This window comes from Nocardioides cynanchi, from assembly GCF_008761635.1.
Lineage (GTDB): Bacteria > Actinomycetota > Actinomycetes > Propionibacteriales > Nocardioidaceae > Nocardioides > Nocardioides cynanchi.
This window is the reverse complement of record NZ_CP044344.1, coordinates 689,925-701,890: the sequence shown is the minus strand read 5'-3', so window position 1 is coordinate 701,890 and position 11,966 is coordinate 689,925. Positions and strand designations below refer to the sequence as shown.

Below are 11,966 nucleotides of genomic sequence, written 5' to 3'. Positions count from 1 at the left end.
TCGATCCTAGTGAGGCGCCCGGCGGCCGATCGACGTGATCTCGTGGTGCTTGCGGGTCCCGGACCAGGCGTGCATCGACGCCGCGGCCGAGAGGAAGGTGAGGCTGAGGATCGCGGCGGCCACCATCGGCCACGGCACCGCCGGGTCGAGCCAGCCCTGGGTCGCCTGCTGGCCGCCGGAGCCGGCGACCGGTCCGGCCGGGCCGAGGGACGCGGACAACACCGTGCCGAGGTGCAGGGCTCCGAGAAAGGTGGTCACGCCGCCAGTGCACCCCCTCGGGGACGCGCGCGTGGCCGAACCGGGCAGGTCTGACCGATCGGGGTCGGGATCGGGACCTTCGACCCCCGGGCCGGGTGGCGACTACCAGCCGCGCTCGGAGAGCCGGTGGGGCTGCGGGATCTCGTCGACGTTGATGCCGACCATGGCCTCGCCCAGGCCCCGGCTGACCTTCGCGACGACGTCGGGGTCGTCGTAGAAGGTGGTCGCCTTGACGATGGCCTCGGCGCGCTCGGCCGGGTTGCCGGACTTGAAGATGCCGGAGCCCACGAAGACACCCTCGGCCCCGAGCTGCATCATCATCGCCGCGTCGGCGGGCGTGGCGATGCCGCCGGCGGTGAACAGGACCACGGGCAGCTTGCCGGCGGCCGCGACCTCGCGGACCAGGTCGTACGGCGCCTGGAGCTCCTTCGCCGCGACGTACAGCTCGTCCTCGCTCAGGCCGTGCAGCCGGCGCAGCTCGGCCCGGATCGTGCGCATGTGGGTGACGGCGTTGGACACGTCGCCGGTGCCGGCCTCGCCCTTGGAGCGGATCATGGCCGCGCCCTCGGTGATCCGGCGCAGGGCCTCGCCCAGGTTGGTCGCACCGCACACGAACGGCACGGTGAACTGCCACTTGTCGATGTGGTTGGCGTAGTCGGCCGGCGTGAGCACCTCGGACTCGTCGATGTAGTCGACCCCGAGGCTCTGGAGCACCTGCGCCTCGGCGAAGTGCCCGATCCGCGCCTTGGCCATCACCGGGATGGAGACGGCCTCGATGATGCTGTCGATCATGTCGGGGTCGCTCATCCGGGAGACGCCGCCCTGGGCACGGATGTCGGCAGGCACGCGCTCGAGCGCCATCACGGCGACGGCGCCGGCGTCCTCGGCGATCTTGGCCTGCTCGGCCGTGACCACGTCCATGATCACGCCGCCCTTGAGCATCTCGGCCATGCCGCGCTTGACGCGGTTGGTGCCGGTGCCGGACGAGGTGCTCGTGGTGCTCTCGGAAGTCTGCTCAGCCATGCCCCAATCGTACGGCGGCACGGCGGGCCACCACTATTCGGTGGTGGCGGTCAGGTCGCGTGACTGGAGGTGCACCACGTAGATGCGCTGGGCGACCGTGATCGTGCTCGCCACCGCGAGGAGCGCCAGCCCGAGCGGGATCAGCCACATCACGCGGTCGTCGACCCCGAGCAGCCGCAGCAGGTCGGACAGACCGGTGACGAACAGGATCGCCACGAGCCGGTCCGCGCGCTCGGCGATCCCGACCTTGGCCTGCATGCCGAGCGACTCGGCCTTGGCGCGGGCGTACGACGTGACCGAGCCCATCGCCAGGCAGTAGACCGCCAGCGCGGCCCACCAGCGGTTGTCGCCGGGGCCGACGTAGTACATCGCCAGGCCGCCGAAGATCGCGGCGTCGCCGATCCGGTCGAGGGTGGAGTCCAGGAACGAGCCGAACAGCGAGACCTGACCGCTGGTGCGGGCCATGTAGCCGTCGATCATGTCGCTGAAGACGAAGACCACGATCACCAGGACGCCGGCCAGCAGCCAGCCCTGCGGGAAGCAGACCAGGGCGCCGGCGACGACGCCGATCGTGCCCACGAAGGTCACCGCGTTGGGGCTGACGCCGTGCCGGAGCAGGAAGTCGCCGATGGGTGCGAAGACAGCGGTCCAGAACCGGCGGAATCGTTCGAGCATGGCGGGAGCAGGCTATCGGCACCGGCGGCCGCTGGCGCATTCGCTCCCGCGTCGCGCCAGGGCCGTGGGCGTACGGTGGGGGCGCGGAGCCATTCAGGCTCCCGACGATGGAGCCAGCATGAGCGACAAGTCGCCGCGGCAGGGCATGACCAAGAAGACCTCCAAGTCGATCAAGGAGAAGCGCGCCGACAAGCGCGCCAAGGACCATCCCGAGTCGATCTCCGAGCAGATGCACCACAAGAAGAAGTAGCCGCCGGCGGATCGCTAGCGCGTTTCGGCGGCCCAGCCCCGGAACGCCGCGAGCAGCCGGTCTCGGGCGTCCGGTGCCACGCGCTCGGGAGTGAGCCGACCGAGCTCGGCGATCGTGATCCGGATCTGGTCGAGGTAGACGTCGCAGCCCGGGCACAGTGCCGTGTGGCGCTCGAACCGTCGGCGCGCCTCGGGGGTCAGTGCTTCCTCGAGGTAGTCGGTGACCAGCTCGACCAGCTGCTCACAGGTGAGCTCGCTCACGGGGTGGCTCCCCAGCGCGCGGCGTCGCCGAAGTGGTCCTCCAGACGCGACCGGACCAGGGCCCGCCCGCGGTGGAGCAGAACCCGCTGGTTCCCCGCGCTGAGCCCGAGCAGCGCGCACACCTCGTCCGCGTCGAGACCGTCCAGGTCGCGCAAGGTCACCACGCTGCGCTGCCGGGCGGGCAGCTCGGCCAGAGCCGACGAGACCACGCCACCGACCTCCTCACCCAGCACCCGGTGCTCGCCGGTCACCCCGACCGGCCAGTCGGCCGGGAAGCGCTTCCAGCCGCCGGGGTGCTCGTCACCGTCCCCGCGGAACCGGTCGGCGCCTACGGTCGGGCCCGCATCGAGGCTTCCGGCCAGACTGCTCATCGGGATCGTCCGCCGTTCCCGGATCCCGCGGGTCTTGGCGGTGTTGGCCAGGATCCGGAAGACCCAGGTCCGCAGGGACGACCTGCCCTCGAACCGGTCGATGCCCCGGAGCACGGCCACCCAGGTGTCCTGCACGACCTCCTCGGCCACGGCATCGGTCGAGACATGACCGCGAGCCGCGCGCTGCATCGTCGGCCCCCACTGGTCGACCAGTGTCGCGAAGGCCGCCTCGTCGCGCGCCCGCAGACCGGAGACGAGGTCGGCCTCGGACGAGGGCGTCGTTCCGGACTCGGCCACCGCGGTGCTCCCCCGCCTTCGGGCGGCGTGGTGGGCGGCGCCCCGCGTGCCTTCACACCAGTGCCGCGTCCTGCTCGACGTGGAGCAGCGTAGGCCCCTCGGCGGCGAACAGCCTGCGCATGGCATCGGGAAGCTGCTCGGCGGCCGTGACCGTGATGCCGGTGGCTCCGCACAGCTCGGCGTACGCCGCCCAGTCGGGGTTGTGGAGCGAGGTGTGCCAGACCGGGAAGTCACCGGCCACCTGCTCCTTGGCGATCTTCCCCAGTGCATGGTTGTCGAGGAGGACGTGCTTGACCGGGATGCCGTACTTGACCGCCGTGGTGAGCTCCGCGGCGTACTGTCCGAACCCGCCGTCCCCGGTGACCGCGACGATCGGCCGGGACCGGTCGGCTGCCCAGGCGCCGAGGGCAGCCGGATAGCCGAAGCCGATCGAGCCGAGGTAGCCCGACATCAGGACCGGCTGGCCCTTCGACTCGAGGTAGCGACCGAGCGAGTAGGCATGGTTGCCCACGTCGACGGTCACGACGGCGTTCGCGGGCAGCGCGTCCGAGAGTGCGGCGAACACGGCCGCCGCCGAGACCCCGTGGCCCCGGTCGTCGACCGCCCGGCGCTGCTTCTCCGCGCGCCAGAGCTCCCAGCGTGCTGCCACGTCGGCTCGCTGGTCGTCCGGCTCGCCGTCGACCGCGGACTCCCGCAGCGCGTCGAGAGCCAGCGCCGCGTCGGCCAGGACCGGGAAGGTGACGGGGTGGAAGCGGCCGATGGCGGCCGGCTCGTCATCGACCTGCACGATCGTCTTGTACGACGCGATGCCGGTGTGGTTGGAGAACGACGCCCCGACGACCACGAGCAGGTCGGACTCGTTCATCAGCCAGCTGGCCACGGGCGTCCCGCTGCGGCCCAGCACTCCGGCTCCCAGGGGATGGGTGTCGGGGACGAGGCCCTTGGCCTTGAAGGTGGTCAGCACCGGCGCGTTCAGCTCCTCGGCGAAGGCGATCAGCTCCGCCTCGGCGCCACGAGCACCGTGGCCGGCCACGACCACAGGTCGCTTCGCAGCACGGATCGCCGCAGCGGCCGCGTCGAGGGCTTCGACGTCCGGGCGGATCCTCCGGTTGGTGGAGCGACCACCCGGGACCATGGCCGCCGCGTCGCTAACCTGCACCTGGACCTCGTCGGGGAAGACCAGATGAGCCACCCCCCGACCGTCACAGGCGTGCTTGACCGCGAGCGCGGCCAGCTCGGCGTGGTCGCTCCCGCCGCTGACGGTGGCGTTCCACACCGACACGTCACGGAAGACCGCTTCGAGGTCGAGGTCCTGGAAGGCGCCCCGCCCACGGACGCTGGTGGGGACCTGGCCGGACAGAGCGAGGACCGGCGAGCCGTCCAGCTTGGCGTCGTACAGACCGGTCAGGAGGTTGGTCGAGCCCGGCCCGGCGATCGCGAAGCAGGCGGCCGGACGGCCGGTGAGCTTGCCGTAGGCGCTGGCGGCGAAGGCGGCTGCGCCCTCGTGCCGGATCCCGACGTAGGTGAGCTCGCCCCGCGCCTCGGCCTTCCGCATGGCTTCGGCGAGGCCCAGGTTGGAGTGCCCGACCATGCCGAAGACCGTGTCGATGCCGTGCGCGACCAGTGTCTCCACCATGACGTCCGCCACGGTCCGCACCGGTGCCTCGTGGTCTGGAAGCCGCACGAAGACCCCGTCCTCGCGCTCCTCGACGGCGTACGCCGTCACCGCGTCGGAGAAGCCCTCCGGCGGGATCCCCGTGAGCGGGTCGTAGTCGTAGCCGTGCCAGGGGCAGCGCAGCCAGCCGTTCTCGATCGAGCCCTCGCCCACCGGTCCGCCCTGGTGCGGGCAGTGGTTCTCCAGCGCACCCACCGCCCCACGACAGCGGGTCAGGGCGACCGCGCGACCGTCGACGACGAGGCTCGTCACCCGGCCCTCGTCGGGAACCTCGTCGGTGTCGATCCGGTGCCAGCTCTCCATGTGTAACGCCTCCTGGGTGCGCGAGACTGATGGTCGTCAGTCTCGGCAAGTCGACGAGCGTTACAGGAGCCCCGATGGAGCCCGATCCGACCCTCGTGGAAACCCGCCGGTCCCTGCACGGCGTGGCGGAGCTGGTGCTCGCCGGCCCGCAGCACGCCGCGGTCGACACCGTCCGCCTGCGGGTCGTCCCCGGTGGCCTGGCCACCTCGCGGGCGGAGCCGCAGGTCAGCCTGGTCGGCTCGCGGGTCGAGCGCGGGGACGCCGTCGCGCGGATCGACGGGTCGACGCCGCGTGACCTCGCGGCGGCGCTGGGGCTGGTCGCGACCACGCTCGACCACGTGTACGGCGACGGGTCCGGGGTGGGGGTCGACGAGACGTTGCAGGTCGACGACGACTCCGTCGCGACGCTGACCCGGGCCTGGTCGATCGGGAACGACGCCCTCCGGCTGCTCGACCCGTCACAGGAGCCGGTCCTGTGGCCGGAGCACTTCGACGTCGGCATCAGCCTCGGCGAGGTCAACTACGGAGTCTCCCCGGGCGACAGCACGATCCCGGCGCCCTACGCCTACGTGGGGCCCTGGACGGTGCCCGCTGCCGACGACTTCTGGGACCGGCCCTTCGGCGCAGCCCGGCTGATCTCCGACCTGGTCGACCGGGAGGCCGTCCACGCGTTCTTCGAGGAGGCTCGCGGTCGGCTCGGCTGAGCGCCGAAACCGCCGGGGTCCGACTCACTCGGAGGCGAGCGCCGCGCAGACCTCGGCGACCGCCGTGGGCACGCCCGAGACCGACCACTCGACCCCGCCCGCCGTCGTACGCCGCGCCACGCCGCCGGCGCCGCGCACGATCGCCATGCCCGGGTACCAGTCCCAGTCGTGCACGCTGTGCTGGAAGAAGACGTCCATCTGGCCCTGCGCCACGGCCATGTGGTCCATGGTCCCCGAGCCCAGCATCCGCAGGGTGGCCGCGGCTGAGACCGCTCGCACGAACGCCGCACCGGCCGCGCCCTCGTAGAAGGGCGGGTGGAGGTAGGTGGTGGCGCACGACTCGGCGAGCGGACGGTCGCCGAGCTGTGGCAGTGGCTCGCCGTTCCTGGTCGACGGCAACGTGGGGCCGCCGACGAACACGGCGTCGTCGTGCGGGTGGTGGACCGCGCCGAGCAGGACGTCGTCGGGCCCCACCAAGGCGATCGCCGAGCACCACCAGGTCAGGCCGTTCACGAAGTTCCAGGTGCCGTCGACCGGGTCGATCACCCAGGTCCGACCGCTCGTGCCGGACCGGGAGGCGCCCTCCTCGCCGACGATCGCGTCGTCGGGGCGCTCCTGTGCGAGCCGCCGGGTGATCAGCTGTTCGGCGGCCCGGTCCGCGGCGGTGACCACGTCGCTGACCGAGGTCTTGTGCTCGGTGGCCACCCCCTCGGCACGCATCCGGGCGGCCAGGCGTCCGGCCTCGACGACCAGGCTCACAGCCAGCGCCCCGTCGTCCGCCAGACCGGTCACGCCCAGGCCCCGGAGAGCAACGCTCGGGTCTCCTGGAGGAGCTGCGGCAGGGTCTTGGTGTGCCCGATCACGGGCATGAAGTTCTGGTCGCCCACCCAGCGGGGCACGACGTGCTGGTGCAGGTGGGCAGCGATGCCGGCACCGCCGGCGGCGCCCTGGTTCATCCCGATGTTGAAGCCCTCGGCGTGCGACACCGACCGCAGCGTCCGCAGCGCGGCCTTGGTCAGCCCGGCGATCTCCTCCGCCTCGGCGTCGGTGGTCTCGGAGTACTCCGCGATGTGGCGGTAGGGGCAGACCATCAGGTGCCCCGGCGCGTAGGGGTAGAGGTTCAGCACGGCGTACGCCAGCTTCCCGCGACGCACGACCAGCCCCTCGGCGTCGTCGTCCTGCTGCGGGATGCGGCAGAAGGGGCACTCCCCCGCGCTGTGGTCGGCGGGCTTGTTCTCCCCGCGCAGGTAGGCCATCCGGTACGGCGTCCACAGCCGCTCGAGCCCGTCGGCGCCGCCGATGCCGTCCTGCTGCTCCACGTCGTCGGCCATGGCGCCACTGTAGGAGGCGGGCTCCGGTCCGACCGATGGCGGTACGGCACCCCCGAGGTCGGCCTAGGCTCGGCCTGTGATCGCCCCCACCCTCCGGCCCGCCACCGACGCTGACGCCGAGGCCGTCGCCGTGCTGTTCCACGAGGGCTGGCACGACGCGCATCCCGGGCTGGTGCCCGACGGTCTGACCGAGCGGCGCACCCTCGACGCGTTCCGGCAGCGCGTGACGGCGAGGATCGCCGAGACCGACGAGACCACGGTGGCCGAGGTCGACGGCGCGCTGGCCGGCTTCATCATGGTCGCGGGCGACGAGGCCGAGCAGGTCTACGTCGGGCGGCCGTTCCGCGGGACCACCGTCGCGGGGGTGCTGCTGGCCGAGGCCGAGCGCCAGATCGCCGCGGCCGGGCACGACGTGGCCTTCCTGGTGGTGGTGCGGGGCAACCAGCGGGCGCAGTCGTTCTACGCACGCCAGGGCTGGGTCGACGAGGGTGACGTGGACTACCCGGTCGAGGCGCTCGGCGACCACTTCGTCTCGCCGTGCCGCAAGCTCACCAAGCGCGTCCGCTGACGAGCCGCCGCAGCGCCCGCGACGCGCCGGGGGCTCAGACCTGCTCGCGCGCGGAGACCGCTGCCGCCACCCGCTCGATGGCCTCCTCGATCGGCACGCCGTTGTCCTGGCGGCCGTCGCGGTAACGGAACGAGACCGCACCCTCCTCGAGGTCGCGGTCACCCGCGATCACCATGAACGGCACCTTCTGGAGCTGGGCGTTGCGGATCTTCTTCTGCATGCGGTCGTCGGAGTCGTCGACCTCGACACGGAGCCCTCGTGCCTGCATCCGCTTCGCCACGTCGTACAGGTGGTCGTTGTGCCGCTCGGCGATCGGGATGCCCTGCACCTGCACCGGGGAGAGCCACGGAGGGAACGCGCCGGCGTAGTGCTCGACCAGCACCCCGATGAACCGCTCGATGGACCCGAACTTCGCGGAGTGGATCATCACCGGCTGCTGGTGCGACCCGTCGGAGGCGGTGTACTCCAGGCCGAAGCCGGCCGGCTGCCCGAAGTCGTACTGCACCGTCGACAGCTGCCAGGTGCGGCCGATCGCGTCCTTGGCCTGGATCGAGATCTTGGGGCCGTAGAACGCCGCACCGCCGGGGTCGGCGACCAGGTCGAGACCCGACTCGTCGGCCGCGCTCTGGAGCACCGCGGTCGCGGTGACCCAGTCCTCGTCGGAGCCCTGGAACTTGTCGGCGTTCTTGTCGTCGCGGGTCGACAGCTCGAGGTAGAAGTCGTCCAGGCCGAAGTCACGGAACAGACCGAGGCAGAAGTTCAGCAGGTGCTTGATCTCGTCCGACGCCTGCTCGGGAGTGACGTAGGAGTGCGAGTCGTCCTGGGTCATCCCCCGCACCCGGGTCAGGCCGCCGACGACGCCGGACTTCTCGTAGCGGTAGACGCCGCCGAACTCGAACAGCCGCAGGGGCAGCTCCCGGTAGGACCGGCCACGCGACTGGTAGATCAGGTTGTGCATCGGGCAGCTCATCGCCTTGAGCTGGTACTTCGCACCCTCGAGCTCCATCGGCGGGTACATCGTGTCGGCGTAGTAGGGCAGGTGTCCCGAGGTGTGGAACAGCCCGTCCTTGCTGATGTGCGGGGTGCTGACGTACTGGAAGCCCTCCTCGATGTGGCGCTGGCGGACGTAGTCCTCCATCACTCGGCGGATGACTCCGCCCTTGGGGTGGAAGACGACCAGGCCGGGGCCGAGCTCCTCGGGGAAGGAGTAGAGGTCGAGCTCGCGGCCCAGCTTGCGGTGGTCGCGCTTCTCGGCCTCCTCGATCTGCTGCAGGTGCTCGGCCAGCGCCTCCTTGGTCTCCCAGGCGGTGCCGTAGATGCGCTGGAGCTGCTTGTTCTTCTCGTTGCCGCGCCAGTACGCCGCGGCGGTGCGCATCAGCTTGAACGCGGGGATCCGCTTGGTGGTCGGCAGGTGCGGCCCCCGGCACAGGTCCTTCCAGGCCAGCTCGCCGTCGCGGCGCAGGTTGTCGTAGATGGTCAGCTCGCCGGCACCGACCTCCACCGACGCGCCCTCGGCGGCGCCGTCGCCCTGCCCGGCGCCCTTCAGCCCGATCAGCTCGATCTTGTAGGGCTCGTCCTGGAGCTCGTCGAGCGCATCGGCGTCCGTGGTCACCCGGCGGGAGAATCGCTGCCCCTCCTTGATGATCTTGCGCATCGCGGTCTCGATCTTGTCGAGGTCCTCAGGCACGAACGGCCTCTCGACGTCGAAGTCGTAGTAGAAGCCGTTCTCGATCGGCGGGCCGATCCCGAGCCGGGCGTCCGGCCACAGCTGCTGGACCGCCTGCGCCATCACGTGGGCGGTCGAGTGCCGCAGGATGTCGCGGCCGTCCGGGGAGTTGATCGCCACGGGCTCGACCTCGTCGCCGTCGGCCAGCTCGTAGGCGAGGTCGCGCAAGGTGCCACCGACCCGCGCCGCGACCACGTCGGGCCGGTCGGCGTACAGCTCCCAGGCCTTGGTGCCCGTCGTGACCGTCCGCTCCTCACGCGCATCTGCGTGGGTGAGGACGATCTTCAGCTCGGGCACGACTGCTCCTTCGGTGGTACGACGGGTGGACCGGGCCGATGGTATCGACCGGCACGCTGCCCCTTCGCCTGCATTACCGGCCGTGACGACCCGGCCTCCTGTTTACTCGTGTCGTGAGCGCGACACCGACCTCGGGTGCCGAGGCACCCGAGGCGACCCCGCGCACTCCCGCGCGCCGGAGCCGCCGCCGGCTCTCCCGCGGGCGGATCATCGCCCTGGTCGTGCTCCTCCTGCTGGTCGTCGGCGTGGTGCTGGCGGTGCTGGCCCGGCCACTGCTGACCGCACGGAGCGAGGCCAAGCTGGCGCAGGCGGACCTGACCGCGGCCAAGGCCGCCCTGTCGGCCAAGGACCTGCCGACGGCCCGGGCCGACGTACGCAGTGCCCGTGCGCACGTCGACAAGGCCGACGCGAGCGCCAACGGGTTCGGCGGCGACGTGTGGTCGGTGGTCCCGGTCGCGGGCGGCGCCGTCCACGACGCCCGCCACCTGATCGACGCCCTCTCCGAGACCACGTCGGTCGCCGAGACGGGTGTCCAGCTCTACCCGATGGTCTCGGGCGGCAGCTCGACCCTGGTCCGCGGCCAGAGCATCGACCTCGCGGTCCTCGACCAGGTCGTGAGCGACACCGCGACCATCGGCGAGCACCTCGACCGGGCGCTCGCTGACCTCGATCAGGTGCACGGCACCACCCCGGTGGTCGGCCGGGCGGCCGCGAACGCCAAGAACACCGCCCTGGGCTACCTCGAGCCGGTGAAGCAGAGCTACGACAAGGCCGGCCCGCTGGTCCAGTCACTCCCGTCGATCGTCGGGGCCGACGGTCCTCGCACCTACCTCCTCGCGATGCTGAACCCGGCCGAGCTGCGCTACTCCGGTGGCGGAGCGCTGTCGTTCACCACGATCCACTTCGACCACGGGCAGGCGACGTTCGGCGGCACCCTCAACGTCGACGACATCAACGGTCACGGCTACTTCCAGACGTGGAAGCCGGTGCCGGGCAACATCTTCCATCCGCCCGGACCGACCCGCGTCGTGAACGCGACGTTCTCACCCTGGTGGTCGGTCTCCGGCGAGGAGCTGCTGCGCGGCTACTCCACCGTGTTCCCGCGGCAGCACATCGACGGCGTCATCGGCGTCGACCTCCAGGCGCTCGCGAACATCTTCACGATCACCGGGCCGGTGGACCTGCCGCACTTCGGGACGATCACCGGCGCCAACCTCGTGCAGACCCTGGCCGGCAGCTACGGCGACTTCGCGTCGATCCAGGTGCGACACCAGCTCAACGCCGAGCTGGTGCCGGCCTTCCGGCAGAAGTTCTTCGAGGCCGGCAACATGTCGGACAAGCTCACGGCGCTCGTGGACTCCGCCGACGGGCGCCACTTCTTCACCTACTTCCGCAACGCCCAGGTGCAGCACCGGTTCGCGAAGGTGGGCCTGTCCGGCGACCTCAGCCCGACGCCGCACGACTACATCGGGGTCTTCACCCAGAACCTCAACGGCAGCAAGACCGACTACTGGCAGCACCGCTCGATCACCTCGCACGTGAAGCTGAACGCCGACGGCAGCGCGAAGGTCCACCTGCAGGTGGTCGTCGACAACCAGGCGCCGCCGTACGACCTCCCGGTGCCGGACCCCAAGTTCGGCTACACGACCCGATACCTCCAGACCGTGCTCGGCGTGTTCCTGCCCAACAAGTCACGGTCGACCGGTGTCAGCCTGGACGGTCAGCCGGCCCAGCCCCGGTTCCGCTTCCCGAGCGTCGCCGGCGTGCACAACCGGCACTACTTCCACACCACGATGATGCTGAACTCCGGGCAGTCCTCGACCCTCGACATGAGCTACACGGTGCCCCGTGCAGCCGAGGTGGGCACCGACGGTCTGCTCACCTACGGCCTGGCCGTCGACCCGCAGGACACCGTCGTCCCCGAGACGCTCAAGGTGATCGCCACCTGGCCCGCCGGCTATCGCCCGACCAGCCTGCCGACCGGCTGGAAGGACCTCGGGAACGGCACCGCCGAGCTCGACACCGCGGTGGCGACGAAGCTGGACTACGCGATCCCACTGGCGCGACACTGACTCATTGCTGGCGTGACGGGAACGCCTGTCGCGCTCCCTTCGAGCAGCGCATCCCGGCGGTTCTCCACGCAGGAACGGGCCATCTGCCACGACCATGAAGCGAACGGGTCAATTCGGGATGGATCGACGTATGGTCGTAGATGGTCGCAAGATGAT

Annotated in this window: 13 protein-coding genes; 4 read left to right on the top strand and 9 right to left on the bottom strand. The window is 71.1% G+C overall.

Features of this window, described 5'->3' with window-relative positions; all coding sequences use genetic code 11:
* Positions 1-6: 6 nt before the first annotated feature.
* The 3 genes from E3N83_RS03675 to pgsA form a co-directional block, all read right to left on the bottom strand.
* A complete protein-coding gene (locus E3N83_RS03675; RefSeq protein WP_151082025.1) occupies positions 7-258 on the bottom strand; it encodes a hypothetical protein in 252 nt (83 codons plus the stop codon).
* Positions 259-360: 102 nt separating this feature from the next.
* On the bottom strand, positions 361-1,281 hold the full coding sequence (gene pdxS / locus E3N83_RS03670) for a pyridoxal 5'-phosphate synthase lyase subunit PdxS (RefSeq protein ID WP_151082024.1): 921 nt from the start codon (positions 1,279-1,281) through the stop codon (positions 361-363).
* Between the two features lie 33 nt (positions 1,282-1,314).
* A complete protein-coding gene (pgsA, locus tag E3N83_RS03665; RefSeq protein ID WP_151082023.1) occupies positions 1,315-1,956 on the bottom strand; it encodes a phosphatidylinositol phosphate synthase in 642 nt (213 codons plus the stop codon).
* 118 nt (positions 1,957-2,074) lie between these two features.
* Between pgsA and E3N83_RS20180 the strand changes: the two genes are divergently transcribed.
* A complete protein-coding gene (locus E3N83_RS20180) occupies positions 2,075-2,206 on the top strand; it encodes a hypothetical protein (protein WP_272950287.1) in 132 nt (43 codons plus the stop codon).
* A 14-nt stretch (positions 2,207-2,220) separates the two neighbouring features.
* Here E3N83_RS20180 and E3N83_RS03660 read toward each other — a convergent pair whose 3' ends face one another.
* The 3 genes from E3N83_RS03660 to E3N83_RS03650 are packed head-to-tail and all read right to left on the bottom strand — an operon-like array spanning position 2,221 to position 5,112.
* Positions 2,221-2,466: an anti-sigma factor family protein gene (locus E3N83_RS03660; protein ID WP_151082022.1), complete on the bottom strand. Its 246-nt coding sequence runs from the start codon at positions 2,464-2,466 to the stop codon at positions 2,221-2,223.
* A complete protein-coding gene (locus E3N83_RS03655; RefSeq protein WP_238343050.1) occupies positions 2,463-3,134 on the bottom strand; it encodes an RNA polymerase sigma factor in 672 nt (223 codons plus the stop codon). The genes E3N83_RS03660 and E3N83_RS03655 overlap by 4 nt, the downstream gene beginning before the upstream one ends.
* Before the next feature lie 52 nt (positions 3,135-3,186).
* On the bottom strand, positions 3,187-5,112 hold the full coding sequence (locus E3N83_RS03650) for a thiamine pyrophosphate-binding protein (RefSeq protein WP_151082020.1): 1,926 nt from the start codon (positions 5,110-5,112) through the stop codon (positions 3,187-3,189).
* Between the two features lie 74 nt (positions 5,113-5,186).
* Here E3N83_RS03650 and E3N83_RS03645 point away from each other — a divergent pair, with 74 nt between their 5' ends.
* Positions 5,187-5,816 (top strand): hypothetical protein, encoded by a 630-nt coding sequence (locus E3N83_RS03645; RefSeq protein ID WP_151082019.1) that lies wholly within the window; start codon positions 5,187-5,189, stop codon positions 5,814-5,816.
* Positions 5,817-5,840: 24 nt separating this feature from the next.
* On the opposite strand, the gene E3N83_RS03640 is transcribed toward E3N83_RS03645, so the two are convergent.
* Both E3N83_RS03640 and E3N83_RS03635 read right to left on the bottom strand, forming a co-directional pair.
* Positions 5,841-6,608 carry an inositol monophosphatase family protein gene (locus E3N83_RS03640; protein ID WP_238343049.1) on the bottom strand — a complete coding sequence of 256 codons (768 nt, stop codon included), beginning with the start codon at positions 6,606-6,608 and terminating at the stop codon, positions 5,841-5,843.
* Positions 6,605-7,147 carry an HIT family protein gene (locus tag E3N83_RS03635; RefSeq protein WP_151082018.1) on the bottom strand — a complete coding sequence of 181 codons (543 nt, stop codon included), beginning with the start codon at positions 7,145-7,147 and terminating at the stop codon, positions 6,605-6,607. Before E3N83_RS03635 ends, E3N83_RS03640 begins: the two co-directional genes overlap by 4 nt.
* A 76-nt stretch (positions 7,148-7,223) precedes the next feature.
* Here E3N83_RS03635 and E3N83_RS03630 point away from each other — a divergent pair, with 76 nt between their 5' ends.
* Complete coding sequence (locus tag E3N83_RS03630; protein WP_151082017.1) at positions 7,224-7,715, top strand: GNAT family N-acetyltransferase; 492 nt, start codon at positions 7,224-7,226, stop codon at positions 7,713-7,715.
* Positions 7,716-7,749: 34 nt separating this feature from the next.
* On the opposite strand, the gene thrS is transcribed toward E3N83_RS03630, so the two are convergent.
* Positions 7,750-9,738 (bottom strand): threonine--tRNA ligase, encoded by a 1,989-nt coding sequence (thrS, locus tag E3N83_RS03625; protein ID WP_151082016.1) that lies wholly within the window; start codon positions 9,736-9,738, stop codon positions 7,750-7,752.
* A gap of 113 nt (positions 9,739-9,851) precedes the next feature.
* On the opposite strand from thrS, the gene E3N83_RS03620 reads away from it, so the two are divergent.
* The gene (locus E3N83_RS03620) at positions 9,852-11,810 is read left to right on the top strand and encodes a DUF4012 domain-containing protein (protein ID WP_151082015.1); all 1,959 of its coding nucleotides are present in this window, start codon (positions 9,852-9,854) and stop codon (positions 11,808-11,810) included.
* Positions 11,811-11,966: the final 156 nt, after the last annotated feature.